17 protein-coding genes are annotated in these 18,271 nt (G+C 67.1%); 8 read left to right on the top strand and 9 right to left on the bottom strand.

All coding sequences use genetic code 11. The annotated features are described in order from the left end of the window. Positions 1 to 15: 15 nt before the first annotated feature. The 3 genes from GIY56_RS03495 to surE are packed head-to-tail and all read right to left on the bottom strand — an operon-like array spanning position 16 to position 2,663. The gene (locus GIY56_RS03495; RefSeq protein ID WP_154763442.1) at positions 16 to 1,146 is read right to left on the bottom strand and encodes a LysM peptidoglycan-binding domain-containing protein; all 1,131 of its coding nucleotides are present in this window, start codon (positions 1,144 to 1,146) and stop codon (positions 16 to 18) included. A gap of 39 nt (positions 1,147 to 1,185) precedes the next feature. Further along, positions 1,186 to 1,851: a protein-L-isoaspartate(D-aspartate) O-methyltransferase gene (locus tag GIY56_RS03490; RefSeq protein WP_154763441.1), complete on the bottom strand. Its 666-nt coding sequence runs from the start codon at positions 1,849 to 1,851 to the stop codon at positions 1,186 to 1,188. Next, positions 1,848 to 2,663: a 5'/3'-nucleotidase SurE gene (surE, locus tag GIY56_RS03485; RefSeq protein ID WP_154763440.1), complete on the bottom strand. Its 816-nt coding sequence runs from the start codon at positions 2,661 to 2,663 to the stop codon at positions 1,848 to 1,850. The genes GIY56_RS03490 and surE overlap by 4 nt, the downstream gene beginning before the upstream one ends. A 174-nt stretch (positions 2,664 to 2,837) precedes the next feature. Here surE and GIY56_RS03480 point away from each other — a divergent pair, with 174 nt between their 5' ends. Next, positions 2,838 to 3,752: a sulfite exporter TauE/SafE family protein gene (locus GIY56_RS03480; protein WP_154763439.1), complete on the top strand. Its 915-nt coding sequence runs from the start codon at positions 2,838 to 2,840 to the stop codon at positions 3,750 to 3,752. Next, positions 3,752 to 4,588 carry a TIGR02186 family protein gene (locus GIY56_RS03475; protein WP_154763438.1) on the top strand — a complete coding sequence of 279 codons (837 nt, stop codon included), beginning with the start codon at positions 3,752 to 3,754 and terminating at the stop codon, positions 4,586 to 4,588. The genes GIY56_RS03480 and GIY56_RS03475 overlap by 1 nt, the downstream gene beginning before the upstream one ends. Positions 4,589 to 4,851: 263 nt before the next feature. Here GIY56_RS03475 and GIY56_RS03470 read toward each other — a convergent pair whose 3' ends face one another. Then, entirely contained in the window at positions 4,852 to 5,808 is a 957-nt protein-coding gene (locus tag GIY56_RS03470; protein ID WP_154763437.1) for an L-malyl-CoA/beta-methylmalyl-CoA lyase, read from the bottom strand. 143 nt (positions 5,809 to 5,951) lie between these two features. On the opposite strand from GIY56_RS03470, the gene GIY56_RS03465 reads away from it, so the two are divergent. Beyond that, on the top strand, positions 5,952 to 6,812 hold the full coding sequence (locus tag GIY56_RS03465; RefSeq protein WP_154763436.1) for a D-amino-acid transaminase: 861 nt from the start codon (positions 5,952 to 5,954) through the stop codon (positions 6,810 to 6,812). 9 nt (positions 6,813 to 6,821) lie between these two features. Here the strand turns inward: GIY56_RS03465 and GIY56_RS03460 are convergent, their stop codons facing one another. Both GIY56_RS03460 and pepN read right to left on the bottom strand, forming a co-directional pair. Further along, positions 6,822 to 7,730 carry a 1-acyl-sn-glycerol-3-phosphate acyltransferase gene (locus tag GIY56_RS03460; protein WP_230312267.1) on the bottom strand — a complete coding sequence of 303 codons (909 nt, stop codon included), beginning with the start codon at positions 7,728 to 7,730 and terminating at the stop codon, positions 6,822 to 6,824. A gap of 42 nt (positions 7,731 to 7,772) precedes the next feature. Then, a complete protein-coding gene (gene pepN / locus GIY56_RS03455; protein WP_154763435.1) occupies positions 7,773 to 10,352 on the bottom strand; it encodes an aminopeptidase N in 2,580 nt (859 codons plus the stop codon). Positions 10,353 to 10,544: 192 nt separating this feature from the next. Here pepN and GIY56_RS03450 point away from each other — a divergent pair, with 192 nt between their 5' ends. From GIY56_RS03450 to GIY56_RS03430, 5 genes are all read left to right on the top strand, one after another. Next, positions 10,545 to 11,186 (top strand): hypothetical protein, encoded by a 642-nt coding sequence (locus tag GIY56_RS03450; protein WP_154763434.1) that lies wholly within the window; start codon positions 10,545 to 10,547, stop codon positions 11,184 to 11,186. 178 nt (positions 11,187 to 11,364) lie between these two features. Next, a complete protein-coding gene (locus tag GIY56_RS03445; RefSeq protein ID WP_154763433.1) occupies positions 11,365 to 12,936 on the top strand; it encodes a Re/Si-specific NAD(P)(+) transhydrogenase subunit alpha in 1,572 nt (523 codons plus the stop codon). Positions 12,937 to 12,946: 10 nt separating this feature from the next. Continuing rightward, positions 12,947 to 14,389 carry an NAD(P)(+) transhydrogenase (Re/Si-specific) subunit beta gene (locus tag GIY56_RS03440; protein ID WP_154763432.1) on the top strand — a complete coding sequence of 481 codons (1,443 nt, stop codon included), beginning with the start codon at positions 12,947 to 12,949 and terminating at the stop codon, positions 14,387 to 14,389. 94 nt (positions 14,390 to 14,483) lie between these two features. Beyond that, a complete protein-coding gene (locus GIY56_RS03435) occupies positions 14,484 to 15,791 on the top strand; it encodes a DUF3422 family protein (RefSeq protein WP_328288425.1) in 1,308 nt (435 codons plus the stop codon). Positions 15,792 to 15,924: 133 nt separating this feature from the next. Further along, positions 15,925 to 16,269 carry an arsenate reductase family protein gene (locus tag GIY56_RS03430; protein WP_154763430.1) on the top strand — a complete coding sequence of 115 codons (345 nt, stop codon included), beginning with the start codon at positions 15,925 to 15,927 and terminating at the stop codon, positions 16,267 to 16,269. On the opposite strand, the gene GIY56_RS03425 is transcribed toward GIY56_RS03430, so the two are convergent. The 3 genes from GIY56_RS03425 to GIY56_RS03415 form a co-directional block, all read right to left on the bottom strand. Next, positions 16,266 to 16,691, bottom strand: coding sequence for a TIGR01244 family sulfur transferase (locus GIY56_RS03425; RefSeq protein ID WP_154763429.1), 426 nt, complete (start codon positions 16,689 to 16,691; stop codon positions 16,266 to 16,268). The genes GIY56_RS03430 and GIY56_RS03425 overlap by 4 nt on opposite strands. A gap of 158 nt (positions 16,692 to 16,849) precedes the next feature. Further along, a complete protein-coding gene (gph, locus tag GIY56_RS03420) occupies positions 16,850 to 17,530 on the bottom strand; it encodes a phosphoglycolate phosphatase (protein WP_154763428.1) in 681 nt (226 codons plus the stop codon). Beyond that, positions 17,527 to 18,081 carry a thioredoxin family protein gene (locus GIY56_RS03415; protein ID WP_154763427.1) on the bottom strand — a complete coding sequence of 185 codons (555 nt, stop codon included), beginning with the start codon at positions 18,079 to 18,081 and terminating at the stop codon, positions 17,527 to 17,529. Before GIY56_RS03415 ends, gph begins: the two co-directional genes overlap by 4 nt. Between the last annotated feature and the right edge of the window lie 190 nt (positions 18,082 to 18,271).

Raw genomic sequence — 18,271 nt, 5'->3', positions numbered from 1 at the left:
AGGCGTTCCGTTCGGTCAGTTCAGGTACTTCTCGGGGTCCACGCTGTCGAAGCCCTGGCGCACCTCGAAATGCACGAACCCGCCCCGGCCCGCATTGCCCAAGGACTGGCCGGCGGACACGCTGTCGCCCTTGGCCACGTCCAGCCCGTCCAGCCCGGTATAGACCGTCATCAGGTTGCCGTCGTGCCGGATCACGACAATGGGCGCGCCGCCGGTATCCTTGGTGACGGCCGCCACCGTGCCCCGGCCTGCGGCCTTCACCGCCGTCCCTGCGGTGGCCGAGATGTCGATGCCGTCGTTCTTGCCCTTTTCGTAAACGCGGATGATCGACCCCGACACCGGCATCTGGAACCGCCCCCCGGCCGATGCCGCGGTCCGCGTCGCGCCCAGGTCGGTCGCGGGCGCCTTGGGACCGGGCGCGGCGGCGGGGGTCGTGTCCTCGGACGGCAAGGGTTCGGCGGCCGAGGGCGGGCGCGGGGTCGGGCTGCCGCTGCCGGGCATGGTGATGACGGCCGCCGCATTTGGCGGCTTCTGTCCCGACACGGGGATGACGAGCCGCTGGCCCACGCGCAGCGACATGCTGACGGGCAACCCGTTCCAGACGGCCAGATCCTGCACGCCGACATCGTATTTCCGCGCGATGGACCAGGCCGTCTCGCCCGCGGCCACGGTATGCTGCGCCGGATTGGCCGAGGTCGCGGGCGCGGGGCTTGCCGCTGGCGCAGGGGCGGCAGCGCCGCGAACCGGCGCGGGCTTGCCCGCGAAGGGATCGCTGATCATGCTGCCGCCGGGGGCTGGCGCCGCCCCGACCCGCTGCGGCAGAACCAGCGTCTGCCCGGCGGCAAGCGGGGCCGTCGGCGGCAAGGCGTTGTGCCGGGCCAGGCGGTCGGCGTCGATGCCGAGGCGGCGGGCGATGACGGCGGGCGTGTCCCCGTTCCGGGCGATCACGACCTGATAGGCGGGAAAGCTGATGATGCCCCGGCTGTCGGGCTGCGGACGCGGCGCGGCGCGGGCGGCCGCATCCGCCGTGCTGAGAGAGCCGGGCATCCAGCCGCGCAGGTCGGGATCAAAGCCCGTCGCCCCGCACGAGGCCAGAAGAAGCGCCGCCGCCCCGGCCCTGGCGGTCGTTCCGAAAGTCCTGCTCATCGTCTTGTCGTCCTTAGCCTGCCGCACCGCAGATCGGGGTCATGTCTGTCCCAACCCTTCCACCAGCGGAACAAATCGCACCTGCCGCAATTCATCGTAATCGAAGCCGGCTTCCGTCCGGGTCACGCGGATCAGGGTCTGGACCGCGTCGGACTGTCCCACCGGGACGACCATGATACCGCCGATCTTCAACTGTGCCAACAAGGGGCCGGGCGGATCCTCGGCCGCGGCGGTGACAAGGATGCGATCGAAGGGCGCCTGGTCGGGCAACCCGCGCGACCCGTCTGCGACCTGGGCCGTGATGTTCGACAGGCCCAGATGGCGGAAGATCGCCTCGGCTTCCTGCACAAGGCGGCGGTGGCGGTCCACGGTATAGACGCGGCGGCACAGCCCCGACAGGACCGCCGCCTGATAGCCGGAACCCGTCCCGATTTCCAGCACGGTGTCGCGCGGGCCGGGGTTCAGCGACTGCGTCATCAGCCCCACGACCGAGGGCTGGCTGATCGTCTGCCCGCAGGGGATCGGCAGCGGCGTGTCCTCGTACGCGCGGTCGGCGAACTGGCCACGCACGAACAGCCCGCGGTCGATCCGTTCCATCGCCGCCAGCACGCGCGGATCGGTCACCCCGCGCGAGCGCAGCTGGAACAGAAAGCGCATCTTGCGCTCGGCCGGGTCGTCCGCCTCGTCGGGGTGATCGACGGTCATGGGATCGCGGCCTCATGGGTGTCGTCGTCGAACAGGCTTGCCATGTCCCGCAACGAGGCATGGCAGGTCAGGTCCGCCCGCATCGGCGTGACCGAGATGAAGCCGTCCATGTTCACCGCGACATCGGTGCCGGGCCGGGCCGGGGCGTCCTGCGCGCCGCCCGCCGCCCACATGAAGCGGCGGCCATTGGGCGCGGTATAGGGCACGACGCCGAATTTCGTGCCCTGCCGGCGCCCCTGCGGGACGACACGCGTGCCGCGCACCGATGCGGCGGGGACAGGGGGGAAGTTGATGTTGTAGAACAACCGGAAATCCGCGTCCGAGGTCCAGTCGCCATGATCCAGCAGGCGGCGGATGACGGCGGCGCCATGCCGGCGCGCGCCCTCGAACGGATCGGCCAGGCCCGATGTCCTTGGTCCCAGGTATTGCGACAGCGCGATGGCGGGCAGGCCTTGCAGCGCGGCCTCCATCGCGCCGCCGATGGTGCCGGAATACATCGCGTTCTCGCCCGAGTTGTTGCCCCGGTTCACGCCCGACAGCACCAGGTCGGGGGACGCGTCCGCCATGATGTCGCCCACGGCGGCCAGCACGCAGTCGGCGGGGCTGCCTTCGGTCGCATAGCGGCGTTCCTCCAGGCGCGCGACCATGGTGGGGTGGGAATAGCTGATGCAATGGGCGACGCCCGATTGCTCAAAGGCGGGGGCGACGGTCCAGACCTCGCCCCCCGGACCGGCAAGGGTGGCCGCGATCTCCTCCAGCGCCCGGAGGCCGGGGGCGTTGATGCCGTCGTCATTGGTGATCAAGATGCGCATTGTCCGGCCCGCTGGTCTTGCGCCGAAAAGCAGCGCCCGTTCACGTCTTCGTTCCTGATTAGCCGGGCCATGCACGCGCTTCAAGCGCCGGCTGGCCCGAAGGAACAGGAAAGCGGTTTGACGGGACTGCCGGGCCGTTGCATCCTTCCCCATGACGCAGGCGGCGCGTGGAACATGCAGATCTTTCTTCCCATTGCAGAGGTGTCGGTCAACGCGTTCGTGCTGGTCGGGCTTGGCGGGCTGGTCGGCCTGATGAGCGGGCTGTTCGGCGTCGGCGGCGGCTTCCTGATCACGCCCTTGCTGTTCTTCATCGGCATCCCGCCCGCCATCGCTGTGGCGACGGGCGCGAACCAGGTCGTCGCGTCCTCGGTCTCGGGCGTGCTGGCGCATGTGAAGCGCAAGAGCGTGGATTTCCGCATGGGCGGCGTGCTGCTGGCCGGCGGCCTTGTCGGATCCTGGATGGGGGTCTGGGTCTTCACGATCCTGCAACAGGTGGGCCAGGTCGATCTGGTCGTGCAACTGTGCTATGTCGTGTTCCTGGGCCTGATCGGGGCAATGATGCTGCAGGAAAGCATCCGCGCGCTGCGCCGGTCATCAAAGCCCGGCCACCGCAGGCGGCTGCACCAGCACAACTGGGTTCACCGCTGGCCGGTCAAGGTCAAGTTCCGCGCATCCGGCCTGTATATCAGCGTCTTTCCCCCACTGCTGGTGGGGCTGGCCGTGGGCGTGCTGGCGGCGATCATGGGGGTGGGCGGCGGCTTCATCATGGTGCCCGCGATGATCTATCTGCTGGGGATGCCCACCAAGGTCGTGGTCGGCACCTCGCTGTTCCAGATCACCTTCGTCACCGCCTTCACGACGCTGATGCACGCCGTCAGCTACAACACCGTGGACATGATGCTGGCAGTGCTGCTGATCATCGGCGGCGTGGTGGGGGCGCAGTTCGGCACCACCCTGGGGGCGCGGCTGCGGGCGGAACAGCTGCGCATCCTGCTGGCGCTGCTGGTGCTGGCGGTCTGCGGCAAGCTGGCGCTGGACCTGTTCCTGACGCCCGACGATCTTTATGCCATCCAGCCGGGGATCGGCTGATGCGGGGACTGGTGGCGTTGATGCTGCTGGTGCTGGCCTGCACGGCAAGCGCGCAGTCCCTGGTGCCGCAACCCGATGCCGATGACCTGCCGATCCGGGCCGCGCCCACCGCCGACCCCCCGCCCGAGGAAACCGTCGTTGCGGGCCTGTCCAGCGACTCCGTCGCCATCACCGCCAGCTTCAACGGATCCGAAATCCTGATCTATGGCGCGATCAAGCGCGAGACGCCGATCCCCGCAGGCCCGCCCCTTCAGGTGATCGTCACGGTCGAGGCGCCATCGAGCGGCGTCACCGTCTGGCGCAAGGAACGCAAGGCGGGCATCTGGATCAATGCCGAGGCGGTCAGGATCGGGGCGGCACCGGGTTTCTATGCCGTGGCGACCTCGGCCGCGCTGGACGACATCCTGCTGCCCGAATGGGATAACCGCTATCGCATCTCGCTGGCCCACGCGATGCGCGCCTTCGCGGGCGAGGTCGCGGTCGAAAGCGCCGTGCCCTTTACCGAGGCGCTGGTCCGCCTGCGCCAGGACGAGGGGCTGTATCGCCTGGACGAGGGCAGCGTGTCGCTGATCGACCAGACGCTGTTCCGCGCCGATGTCAGCCTGCCCGCGAACCTGGTCGAGGGCGCCTACAAGACGCGCATCTTCCTGTTGCGCAACGGGCAGGTGATCGACGTTTTCGTGGCCCCCATCAACGTGCGCAAGGTGGGCGTGGAACGCTGGCTATATCGCCTGGCTTTCGATCAACCGTTCCTCTACGGGCTGATGTCGCTGGGGGTGGCGGTGTTCGCGGGGTGGGGGGCCTCGGCGGCGTTCAGGAAGCTGAGAAGGCCGTAGGTCCATGACTGCTTACCAACGAGAGTTGGCGGAGCGGGCGGGATCAGGAAACGCACTGCGTTTCCCCCGCCCTCTGACCGACATTGCCACCAAGGACGGTGCAGCCCCGCGACCACGGAAGGCCAGCGCCCGACCCGAGGGGGGCGTGAAGCGCCCGCCTGGGGGCGGGCGGGCGCTGGCCGGGCCTTTGAGGCCCGGCGGTTCGGGTTGAAATGGCATCGCGTGGCGAAGGCGATGGCCTTCGCCAGTCCAGAGCGATTGCTCTACCCCCCGATCAGTTCCGCCTGGCGCACGATCACCTCGGCCTGCTTGATCGAGGCGATGTCCACCAGCCGCCCCTTGTAGACCGTGGCCCCCGCGCCCTCGGCCTTGGCCTTTTCCATTGCGGCCAGAATCTCGCGCGCCTCGGTCACGGCGGCGTCGCTGGGCGAGAAGACCTCGTTCGCCAGCGCGACTTGGCTGGGATGGATCGCCCATTTGCCGACCATGCCCAGCGTGGCCGACCGGCGGGCCTGCGCCACGAAGCCATCCGCGTCGCTGAAATCGCCGAAGGGACCGTCCACCGGCAGCAGCCCGTGGGTGCGGCAGGCGGCGACGATTGCGGTCTGCGCCCAATGCCAGGGATCGGGCCAGTATTTCTGGCCCTCGCGGATCATGTAGTAATTCTCCTGCGTCCCGCCGATCCCGGTGGTCGCCATCCCCATCGAGGCCGCAAAATCCGCCGCCCCCAGGCTGATCGCCTGCATCCGGGGGGAGGATGCCGCGATCTCCTCGACATGGCAGATGCCGGCCGCGCTTTCGATGATGACCTCGAAGGCGATGCGCTTCGTGCGTCCCTTGGCGCGTTCCACGGCGGTGACCAGGGCGTCCACGGCATAGATGTCGCTGGCGTTACCGGCCTTGGGGATCATGATCTGGTCCAGCCGCTCGCCCGCCTGTTCCAGCAGGTCCACCACGTCGCGATACCAGAAGGGGGTGTCCAACCCGTTGATCCTGACCGACAGCGTCTTGTCGCCCCAGTCGATGTCGCCGATAGCCTGGATGATGTTTTTGCGCGCCCGGTCCTTGTCGTCAGGGGCGACCGAGTCCTCGAGATCCAGGTTGATCACGTCGGCGGCAGACTTCGCCATCTTCTGAAACAGGCTTTCCCGCGAACCGGGTCCGAACAGTTGGCAGCGGTTCAGGCGGGCAGGCGGCAGGGGTTGGGTGCGAAAGCTCATGGGATCCGTTCCGAAAAGATTTGCGTCCCGCCAAGCAATATTGTTTCGCATCCGCAGCATCAAGCCCGCAGTTTGGTTTGTCTTGACGAAGCCGCGCTTTGGGCGCAGGACCACGCCGACAAAATGCGGCCACGGGGGACATCATGACGCGCACGGTTTATGTCAACGGCACTTTCCTGCCCGAGGATCAGGCCACGGTCTCGATCTTCGACCGGGGCTTCCTGATGGCCGATGGCGTTTACGAGGTGGTCAGCGTCCTCGACGGCAAGCTGCTGGATTTCCAGGGCCATCTTGTCCGGCTGAAGCGGTCGCTGGGCGAGTTGTCGATGGACAATCCGCTGTCCGACGAGGATTACCTGGCGGCGTTCCGCGCCCTGGTGGACCAGAACGCCATCATCGACGGGATGATCTATCTGCAGGTCACGCGCGGCAATCCGGGCGACCGCGATTTCGCCTATCCCCCGGCGGGCACCCGGCCCACGGTGGTGATGTTCACGCAATCCAAGCCAGGCCTGGCGGATGCACCCGCAGCGAAGACCGGCTGGCGCGTCATCAGCATCGAGGACCAACGCTGGGCGCGCCGCGACATCAAGACGGTGCAGCTGCTGTTCCCGTCCATGGCCAAGATGGAGGCCAAGGCCCGCGGCGTGGACGACGCCTGGATGGTCGAGGACGGCATGGTGACCGAAGGCACCAGCAACAACGCCTATATCGTCAGGAACGGCACCATCGTGACCCGCGCGCTGTCGAACGACATCCTGCACGGCATCACCCGCGCCGCCGTGCTGCGCTTCGCGGCCGAGGCGCAGATGCAGGTCGAGGAACGCAGCTTCACCATTGCCGAGGCACAAGAGGCGGACGAGGCCTTCATCACCTCGGCAAGCGCCTTCGTGATGCCGGTGGTGGAAATCGACGGCGCGGCCATCGGGACGGGGCAGGTGGGACCGGTCGCCACGCGCCTGCGCGAGATCTATCTTGAGGAAAGCCGCAAGACCGCGATCTGAGGGGGGGGGCTAGGCCAGGCCTTCGGACCCGCGCACCAGCCGCGCCCTGCCGCGATCCTGCGTCAGGCGCGCGGCACCGGGACCGGGCGCGGGCAGGGCCAGCACGCTGTCACGCAGGACGGTGATCGCGTCCTCGCCCTTGGGCAGCGTGGCCGGGTCGATGGGCGCGCCCACGGTGATGCGATAGGGCTGGCGGCGCTTGTTCAGCACCTCGTTGAACAGGGTCACGTCGCGCAGCGTGGGGTGGATCGCGTCCAGCAGATAGAACAGCGCCGAATTGCGGGCACGGATGTTCATGGGGATGATCGGCACCCCGAACTTGCGCGCGATCATCGCGGCGCTGGCCATCCAGGGGCGTTCGTGAAGCCGCAGGCCGTGGCGTTTCGCCAACCGGCCCGAAGGGAAGATCAGCCCGATCCGTCCCGCCGCCAAGGCTTCGCGGGTATAGTCCATCGTGGCCTTGGTCTTGGCGTGGCTGCGCTTTTCCACGCGCCATTCCACGCCCGCGATCAGGTCGGCGGTCTGGGGCAGCACGCGGATCATGTCGTGGTTGGCATAGATGAACAGGTCGTCGCGCAGATGCGACATCAGGGCGTGGACGACGATCCCGTCGGCGATGCCGGTCGGATGGTTGGCGACGATCAGGGCAGGGCCGATGGCGGGGATATGCTCCATCCCCTCGACCCGGACATCGCGGACGATCAGGTCGGTCATGCGGCGCATGATCTCGGGTGTGGGGGCGTCGCGGAACTCGGCCCCCAGACGGATGGTGGTGGGATAGCGCAGAAGGCCCATCATGGCCCATTTCGCCAGCCGGTGATGGGGCTTGCCGGAATAAAGCCAGGGCGCCCGCTCGGCGATCAGCGGGTCCAGACGGGCCTGCATCTCGGCCTTGGCGTCGGCGTGTCTGTCAGTCATTCCGGCCTTTCTGCCCGGGCGCGCGGGCGTCCGCAAGCGGCATCATCGGCCTGCGGCGATCATCCGCGACACCATCTCGCGGGTGTTTTTGCTCAAACCCTGGACGGCGGCGATTCGTTCCAGGGCGGCCAGGGCCTTGGCGCGGCGGCCGGGGTCATAGCGGGTCCAGGTCTCGAAGGCCGTGGACATGCGCGCGGCGATCTGGGGGTTGACCGCATCCATGCGCATCAGCCAGTCGGCGGTGAAGTCATAGCCCGACCCGTCGGCGGCATGGAAACCGGCATGGTTGGCCGACAGCCCGCCGATCAGCGCGCGGAAGCGGTTGGGGTTCTTCCAGTCGAAATCCTTGCGCTGCGACAGTGCGCGGGCCATGGCGGCGGCCTGCGCGGGGGGCGCGGCCATGGGTTGAACCGCGAACCACTTGTCCATGACCAGCCGGTTGTCGGCGAACTGGTCATGCAGGGCCGCCAGTTCCGCCTGCCCGCGCCCGCGCCGCAGCAGGGCGGTCAGTGCGGCCATCCGTTCGGTCATGTTGCCCGCGACGCCGAACAGGATCTCGGCCCGTTCGCCGCCGTCGATGCGGGTCAGCAGGGCCAGCACGGCATTGCGCAGCGACCGGCGCGCCGCGTCCGCCGCATCGGGGCGATAGGGTCCGGCCACCGTCATGTCGTCATAAAGGCGCGACAACAGATCCAGATGCGCCTCGGCGATCCGGCGGGCCAAGGCTTCGCGCGCCCCATGGATCGCGTCGGGATCGGGAGTGATCCCCGCGGACGACAGGCGGGTGGCGATCTCCTCCTCTCCCGGCAGGTTGAGGCAGAGGGCACGGAAGGCGGGATCGGCGTCCTCGTCCGCGATCAGGCGGCCGATGGCTTCGACGTAATCGCCGCTGCTGGCCTGGCCCTGCGCGGCTGCGGTCAGGGCGGACAGGGCCAGGTCGCGCCCAGCCTCCCACCGGGCGAAGGGGTCGGTGTCGTGCGCCAGCAGGAAGGCGCGGGTGGCGTCGTCCAGCGGGCGCGACAGCATCACGGGGGCGGAAAAGCCGCGCAGGGCGGACACGACCGGGCGCGCCCCTAACCCGTCGAAGGGGAAGGACTGGCGGGCCTCGGTCATCTCCAGAACCTGCGTGGGCGCGACCTCGTCGCCGTTGGGACCGATCAGGCCCACGGCGATCGGGATCACGCGGGGCAGCTTTTCCGGCTGGCCGGGTGTAGGGGGCGTGTCTTGCGTGAAGGTCAGGGTCAGCGTGCCGTCCCGCCAATCCTCGGCCATGGTCAGGGGCGGGGTGCCGGCGTCGGTGTACCACCGCTTGAACTGGGCCAGGTCGCGGCCCGTCGCGTCCTCGAACACCTTCAGCCAATCCTCGATGGTGGCGGCGTCGCCGTCGTGGCGGTCGAAATACAGATCCAGCGCCCGCCGATAGCCGTCGTCGCCCACGAGGCGCTTGAGCATCCCGATCACCTCGGCGCCCTTTTCATAAACGGTCGCGGTGTAGAAGTTGTTGATCTCCTCGTACCGGTCCGGGCGCGGGGGATGGGCCAGCGGACCCTGGTCCTCGCGGAACTGGCGGCTGCGCAGGGCCTGGACATCCTCGATCCGCTTGACGGCGGCCGACCGCATGTCGGAGGTGAACTGCTGGTCGCGGAAGACCGTCAGCCCTTCTTTCAGGCACAACTGGAACCAGTCGCGGCAGGTGATGCGGTTTCCAGTCCAGTTGTGGAAGTATTCGTGGGCGATCACCGCCTCGATCCGTTCGTAATCGCCGTCGGTCGCGGTTTCGGGGCTGGCGAGGACCAGTTTCGAGTTGAAGATGTTCAACCCCTTGTTTTCCATGGCCCCCATGTTGAAGTCATCGACCGCGACGATGTTGAAGACATCCAGATCGTATTCGCGGCCATAGACATCCTCGTCCCATTTCATCGACTTGATCAGCGATTCCATGGCGAAGCCCGCGCGGTCCTGATCGCCCGGACGGACCCAGACGTTCAGCGCCACCTTGCGGCCCGACCGGGTGGTGAAGCTGTCGCTGACCGCCACCAGATCGCCCGCGACCAGCGCGAACAGGTAGGACGGCTTGGGCCAGGGATCGTGCCATTCGGCGCGGCCCTGGGACTGGCCCACGGGGTTGCCGTTCGACAGAAGCACCGGCAGGTCGCTGACGACCGTGACGTGGAAGGTCGCCATCACGTCGGGGCGGTCGGGATAGAAGGTGATGTGGCGGAACCCCTCGGCCTCGCACTGGGTGCAGAACATCCCGTTCGAGATATAGAGGCCCTCGAACGCGGTGTTGGCCGACGGGTCGATCCGAACCTCGGTTTCCAGCAGGAAGGGGTGCGGGGGCAGGGCGGCTGCGGCGATCGTCAGCGTCTCGTCCTGGCGGGTGACATGGGCGGCGTCGGGCGCCTGGCCGTCGATGGTCAGGGACAGAAGCTCCACCCCCTTGCCGCCGTCGAGGACCAGATCCTGCCGCGCGCCGGGATCGCGGGGCGCCAGGGACAGGGCCGTGCGGACCCGGGTGGCCGTCGGCTTCAGGTCGAAGGTCATCCGCGTCGCCGACAGGACAAAGGGATAGGGCCGGTAGTCGGCAAGATATTGCACAGTCTGGCCGTTGGTCTGGGTCATCGCATCCTCGGCATGAAGAAAGCTGCTCCGCCGGGCGGAACTTCATCCTGTCCAATGTGTTAGTCGCACGAAGGCCGGGTCGCAAGTCGGCTGGTTTACCCTATGCAGCCTGGCCGATGGCAAGGGTTGTGGGAAGACCGCAGCTTTGGCGACACTGAACCGGCTTGCCAACCTTGGACTTGGAGGCCAGCAATGACCCATGACCCGAACGATCCGAACCGCACCAAGCCGGTGGATCCGCTTGTGCGCAACGAAACCTATGTCGAGCCGGTCGAACGTCGTTCTTCGCCCCTGCCGCTGATCATCGGCGTCCTTCTGGCGCTGGCGCTGGCCTATTTCGTGCTGCAGCGGTTCACCGGCGACGACACCGCGGCCGTCGATGGCGACACCACCACCGTGACCACCACCGAGGGCGGCGACACGGGCGCGGCCAGCGAGGCCGCCGCTGACGCCGAAGCCGCGGCAGCCGATGCCGAGGATGCCGCCGAAAGCGCCACCGAAGCGACCGAAAACGCGGCCGAAAATGCCGCCGCGGCAACCGGAGGCGCCGTGCAGGACGCCGCCGATGCGGCCGAGAATGCGGCTGAAAGCGCGGCCTCGGCTGCCGACAATGCCGCCGATGCCGTGGGCACCGCGACCCAGGACGCCGCGAACGCCGCCAGCGAGGCTGCAGACAATGCTGCGAACGCCGCGGCCCAGGCGGCCAGCGATGCGGGCGAGGCCGTGGACGACGCCGTCACCGTCGATAACGCGCCGGCAGCCACCACGACTCCGGCCCCTGTCACCCCGGCGCCTGCCACTCCGGCACCTGCCACGCCCGCTCCGGCGAACTGAGGCAGACACAGGCCTTGCGTCTTCCGCCCGGGGGGTCATCCCTCGGGCGTTTTCTTTTGTCGCGTCGCGCGCCCCAGACATTCGTCCCGCAAGGTCAATTCGCAGACTTGTGAACAAATCTTTCGCGGTGCTATCTGTCACCCAACCGAAACGGAACGAGCGGGGGGACAACACAGCCATGAAGATTGGCGCGTTGAAGGAAAGTTTCGAGGGTGAGGCACGGGTTGCGATCACGCCATCCTCTGCCGGGCACCTGACGAAACTGGGGCACGAGGTCTTTGTCGAAAGCGGCGCGGGGGCGCGGGCCGGGTTTTCGGACGACAGCTATCGCGCCGCCGGCGTGACGGTGGTGCCGACGGCGGCCGAGTTGATCCGGTCGGTGGATGTGGTGGCCAAGGTGCGCCAGCCTGCCGAGGGCGAGATCCGGCAGATGCAGCCGGGGCAGACGCTGATCAGCTTCTTCTATCCCGCCCAGAATGCCGAGATGCTGGCCCTTGCCAAGGAACAGGGCATCACCGCCATCGCCATGGACATGGTGCCGCGCATCAGCCGCGCGCAAAAGATGGACGCGTTGTCGTCGATGGCCAACATCGCGGGCTATCGCGCGGTGATCGAGGCCGCGAACAACTTCGGCCGCTTCTTCACGGGCCAAGTGACGGCGGCGGGCAAGGTGCCGCCGGCCAAGGTGCTGGTCGTGGGCGCGGGCGTTGCTGGCCTTGCCGCCATCGGCACGGCGGTGTCCCTGGGCGCGCAGGTCTATGCCTTCGACGTGCGCCCCGAGGTGGCCGAGCAGATCGAGTCGATGGGGGCCGAGTTCGTCTATCTCGACTTCGCCGAGGCGCAGGACGGCGCCGCGACGGGCGGCTATGCCGCGCCCTCAAGCCCCGAGTTCCGCGAAAAGCAGCTTGCCAAGTTCCGCGAGCTTGCGCCGCAGATGGACGTGGTGATCACCACCGCGCTGATCCCCGGCCGCGATGCACCCAAGCTGTGGACCCGCGACATGGTCGAGGCGATGAAGCCCGGCAGCGTGATCGTGGACCTGGCCGCCGAACGCGGCGGCAACTGCGACCTGACCATTCCCGACGAACGCCATGTGACCGAAAACGGCGTGACGATCATCGGCTATACCGACTTTCCGTCGCGCATGGGTGCCCAGGCGTCCGAGCTTTACGGCAACAACGTCCGCCATTTCCTGTCCGACCTGACGCCCAGGAAGGACGGCGTGATCCAGCACAACATGGAAGACGACGTGATCCGGGGCGCGACCGTCACGCGCGATCACGACGTGACCTGGCCGCCGCCGCCGCCCAAGATCGCGGCCATCGCGGCGCAGAAGCCCAAGGAAAAGCCCAAGGCCCTGACGGTGGAAGAACGCCGCGCCGCCGAGGCCCTGGCCTTCAAGGGCGAAACACGCCGGCAAGTCGGGTTGCTGGCGGTGGGCGCGGTTGTCCTGCTGCTGATCGGTCTGGTTGCGCCCTTCAGCTTCATGCAGCACTTCATCGTCTTCGTGCTGGCCTGCTTCATCGGCTTCCGCGTGATCTGGAACGTCGCCCATTCGCTGCACACGCCGCTGATGGCGATCACCAACGCGATCAGTTCCATCATCATCCTGGGCGCGCTGATGCAGATCGGGTCGGGCAGCTGGTGGGTCGTCCTGCTGGGCGCGCTGGCCGTGCTGATGGCGGGCGTCAACATCTTCGGCGGCTTCATGGTCACGCGCCGGATGCTTGCCATGTTCCAGAAGTCGTAAGGGGACAGCAATGGAATACGGATTCACCACCGCGGCCTATGTGGTCGCAGCCGTGCTGTTCATCCTCTCGCTGGGGGGATTGTCGGGACAGGAAAGCGCCAAGCGCGCGATCTGGTACGGGATCGTCGGCATGGCCTTGGCCGTCCTGGCGACGCTGTTCGGGCCGGGGGCGGGCAACTGGCTGCTGTCGCTGGTCATGATCGCCATCGGCGGGGCCATCGGCTGGGTCGTGGCGCAGCGCGTGCAGATGACGGAAATGCCGCAGCTTGTCGCCGCCATGCATTCGCTGGTGGGCCTGGCCGCGGTCTTCGTGGGCTTCAACGCCCAGATCGAACTGGCCCGCGTGCTGCGCGCCAAGGCCGAGGGCGGCGTGCAGGTCTTTCACGGCTTTGCCGCCGTGCTGGCCCACAAGACCCCCGCCGAGATCGCCATGCTGAAGATCGAGGTCTTCCTGGGCATCTTCATCGGCGCCGTGACCTTTACCGGATCGGTCGTGGCCTTCGGCAAGCTGGCGGGCCGCGTGGACGGCAAGCCGAAGAAGCTGCCGGGCGGACACATGCTGAACGCGGGCGCGCTGGCGCTGTCGGTGCTGCTGGGCATCCTCTACTTCACCGGGGTCGGCCCGGCGATCTTCTGGCTGATCCTGATCACGCTGCTGGCCTTCTTTATCGGCTATCACCTGATCATGGGCATCGGCGGGGCCGACATGCCGGTCGTCGTGTCGATGCTGAACAGCTATTCCGGCTGGGCGGCGGCGGCCATCGGCTTTACCCTGGGCAACGACCTGCTGATCGTGGTGGGTGCCTTGGTCGGCTCAAGCGGTGCGATCCTGTCCTACATCATGTGCAAGGCGATGAACCGCAACTTCGTCAGCGTGATCCTGGGCGGCTTCGGCGGCGAGACGGGACCGGCGGCGGAAATCACCGGCGAACAGATCGCCATCGACGCCGAGGGCGTGGCGGCGGCGCTGAACGACGCCGACAGCGTGATCATCGTGCCGGGATACGGCATGGCGGTGGCGCAGGCGCAGGGCGCGGTCAGCGAGCTGACCCGCAAGCTGCGCGCGGCGGGCAAGACGGTGCGCTTTGCCATCCACCCGGTCGCGGGGCGTCTGCCGGGCCACATGAACGTGCTGCTGGCCGAGGCGAAGGTGCCCTATGACATCGTGCTGGAGATGGACGAGATCAACGAGGATTTCCCGAATACCGACGTGGTGATCGTGATCGGCTCGAACGACATCGTGAACCCGGCGGCGCAGGACGATCCGAACAGCCCCATCGCCGGGATGCCGGTGCTGGAAGTCTGGAAGGCCAAGCAGGTGTTCGTGTCCAAACGCGGCCAGGGCACCGGCTATTCCGGGATCGAGAACCCGCTGTTCTTCAAGGAAAACACCCGCATGTTCTATGGCGATGCCAAGGACAGCCTGAACAAGCTGCTGCCGATGATCGAGTGATCGGCCAGCGGAACAAGGGCACGGGGCGCGGGCAATCGCGCCCCTTTCCGCATCGGGCACGCCGGTTCGACCCGGCCATGAAGGGAAGAACGCCGTGGGGCCGGAACTTGAACATCCGTTGCGATACGATCTTGTCAACGAACTGCACGCCCGGCCCTCGCCCCGCCTGTCCGCCCCGGCCACCTGCGTCTTCGTCGCCTTCAAGGAGCCGCGCGACGCGGCCAACCGCGACCGGGGCGCGGATCTGGCGCATCTGACGCAGCTGACCAGCCGGCATGGCGGGCCGCGCCCCGATCCCAGCCAAAGCCATTACCAGGGCAAGCTGGGCCGCCATGACCTGAAATGGGAAAGCCATACGGAATTCGTGACCTACATGGCGCTGACGCCGGGCCTGCCGATCCGGCCCTTTGACCCGAGCGCCGCCGCCATCTTTCCGCAGGACTGGCAGCAGGCCGCGCCCGGCAAGCGCGTGGCTGCCGTCATGGTGCAGATCGAGTTGCTGCCCGAGGATCCTGCCGAGGCGCTGGACCGCATCGGCACCTGGTTTGCCCGCGACAGCCTGACTGCCGTCTGGGTGCTGGAGGAAGCGGCCCTGATCGCGGGCGATTTCAGGATCGACGCGGACGGCTGGATGCGGTTCGCGCTGTTCGTGCGGCCCGGCGTGGGCGAAGGCCGCATTGGCCGCGTCGTTCATCGTCTGGTCGAGTTGGAAACCTATCGCGCGATGTCCATGCTGGGCCTTGGCCGGACCCGCAACCTTGGCAACCGCCTGAACGAGCTTGAGCCGCGCCTGTCCGCCATCGTCGAGGGCATGACGGACGAGGACCGCCCGGCTGAAACCGTCCTGCATGAGTTGCTGGCGGTATCGGCCGAACTCGAGGCGCAGGCGGTCCAGCATTCCTTCCGCTTCGGCGCGACCAAGGCATACGAGGCCATCGTGATGGACCGCATCACCGCCCTGCGCGAAAGCCGCTTTCGGGACCGCCAGATGCTGACGGAATTCATGCGCCGCCGTTATCAGCCGGCGATGCGCACGGCAGCCTCGGCCGAGACGCGGCTGAAGACGATGCTGGAACGCGCCGCGCGGGCGGGCGAATTGCTGCGCACCCGGGTCGATGTCGAACGCTCGGCCCAGAACCAGTTGCTGCTGGAGCGCATGGACCGCCGCGCCGACCTGCAACTGCGCCTGCAGCACACGGTCGAGGGGCTGTCGGTCGTGGCCATCAGCTATTACGTCGTGGGGCTGCTGTCCTATGCGCTGTATCCGGTCGCGGCCAAGCTGCACGTGGACAAGGCCTATCTGATCGCGGGCCTGACGCCCGTGGCGGTGCTGGTCGTGTGGTGGGCGATGCGGCAGGTCCGCCGCAGCCTGCACAAGCATGGGCCTGCGGGCGATTTGTGACTTGAAGGCGCAGGGCAGGGTGCGGATAAGATGGTAAACTCCTGACCAATGGATCTGCCGTGAAACTGCTTCTTGCCCTTGCCGCCCTTCTGACGCTGTCCGCCTGCGGCGTGCCGCTGGTGCCCTTCGTCTGATGGGCGGGACCCTGACCCTTTACGGGCTTGCGCATTGTTCGACCTGCCAGAAGGCGCAGGCCAATCTGGAAAGCCACGGCTGGACGGTCGCGTTCCGCGATGTCCAGAAGCAGCCGCTGACCGATGAGGAACGCGCGGCCCTGGCAAGCGATTTCGGCGACAAGATCGTCAACCGCGCCAGCCTGACATGGCGCGCGATGTCCGAAGACGAGCGCGCCGCCGATCCGGTCGTGATGATGGGGGCCAAGCCCAGCGTCATGAAGCGCCCGGCCATCGTGGCGGGCGAGTTGCGCCTGCTGGGCTGGACCGCGAACGTGAAGCGCGCCCTGGGCGTTCCCGCCTAGCGGTTGCCGCCCGCCAGCGACCGCATCAGCGGCACGATCCCGGACAGGTCATAGCCTGCATCGGCGGCGGTGGACAGAAGCTCGTCCTCGGACTGCTTGCCGGCCTGGCTCAGCGCCCAAAGGACGGTGGAGCGGTTGCCCGACCGGCAATAGGCGAGGGCGGGCTTTTCCCCTTCCAGCGCGGCGGCAAAGCCCTGGATCAGGTCAGGGGTGATCTGGCCCGGTGTGAACGGCAGGTAGTGATAGCCCATCCCCGCATCCGCCGCCGCCTTGGCCATCAGCTGGTGGTCAACGGCGCCCGCTTCGTCATCGGGGCGGTTGTTGATCAGCGTCTTGAAGCCCGAAGCCGCCAGCAGGGCCACATCCTCGATGGCGATCTGTGGCGCGACGGCAAGGTTCGGCGTAAGCTGGCGCAGGTCCATGACAAGCCCTTTGGTGACGACAACCTCCCGATTGGGGCGAAGCGGTGGGGAATGTCAAGCGCGCGCAAGGATGGCCGCCAGCGGATCGGGCAGGGGGGCCATCAGGTCGGGCAGCACCCGCAACCAGGCCCGGGATGCCGTCCGGATCAGCGCCTTGATCACGCTGCGGCCTGCAATTCGACAAGGGCAGGCAGGTCCGCGAAATGGTCGAAGGAGGCCAGGTGCGGCAGATCGGACAAGGGCGCCTGGCGATAACCTTGGGTGAAGATCAGGAACGGCACCGGCACCGCCCCCGCGCAGGCCGCGTCGAATTCGCTGTCACCGACATAGAAGGCCTTGGGACGCTGCGGATCGGCCCCAAGTTCGGCCAAGGCCGCCCGCAGGGGCGCGGGATGAGGCTTGCGTTCAGGAACCGAATCGCCGCCGATGACGCAGCCGAACAAGCGGGCGATTCCGAAATGCTCCAGGATGATCCTGGTGACCGCGTGCGGCTTGTTCGTGCAGATCCCCAAGGGGTGCCCTCGGGCCGCCAGCAGTTCCAGGGTTTCGGTCACGCCGGGGAACAGCCGGGTCATCTGCGTGGCATTCTGGTAGCACAGCATGAAGGCTTCGATGTAATCGGGCTTCCTGTCGTCGGGCAGTTCCCGCGCGGCGATGACCTTTTGCCACAGCACATCCACGCCGCCGCCGATGAAGCTGCGGACCTGATCCAGCGTCAGCAGAGGCGTCTGGTGCTGCCCCAGCACCGTGTTGACGCAGGCATGGATGTCGGGGGCGCTGTCGATCAGCGTTCCGTCAAGGTCGAAGACGATGGGACAGGGCGAAAGGCAGACGTTCATGCGGCTTTCCATTTGATCGAACATCCCATTGATGGAACCTGGTGCCGAGGTCCCTTGCCGGTTTCGGCGATCTGCAGCATCGCCTCGAGCAGTTCGCGCCGCGCATCCGCAGGTCCGGCAGTTCGGGCCGAGGAATCGAAACGTCCGCGATACTGCAGCTCTCCGGCAGCGTTGTAGCCGAAGAAATCGGGCGTGCATTCGGCGCCGAAGGTGCGCGCGACCTGCTGCGTTTCGTCATGAAGATAGGGAAAGCTGAATGCATGACGATCGGCGAAGGTCTTCATGGGGCCGGGACCGTCCTGCGGATACTGGTCCGCATCATTGGCGGAAATCGCCACGACGCCGATCCCGGCGGCCTGCATCTGCCTGGCATCGCGCACGATCCTGTCGATGATCGACTGGACATAAGGGCAATGGTTGCAGATGAACATGACCAGCGTGCCGCGCGGGCCTCGTGCATCTTCCAAGCTGTGGAAACGTCCGTCGGTTCCCGGCAGATGGAAATCATGCAAGGGTGTGCCGAAATCGCAGACAGGCGGTGAGACAGCCATGAAGTTCTCCTTGTCGCGGCAAGGTCAGTCTGGAAAATGATGCGGGCCGGAACAAGTGCGGCAATGGTCGGACCCGCATATGTTCCATAATACAGATTATTTAAAGGATGCATTGCCCTTGGGTGGGTTCTATTTCGAGATGCGACAAGCCATGATTTGCTGGCTTTTTGCAGTTCGAGGAACCTGGCTT

It is taken from the genome of Paracoccus lichenicola, from assembly GCF_009708075.1.
Lineage (GTDB): Bacteria > Pseudomonadota > Alphaproteobacteria > Rhodobacterales > Rhodobacteraceae > Paracoccus > Paracoccus lichenicola.
This window is presented reverse-complemented; position numbering and strand designations above follow the sequence as displayed.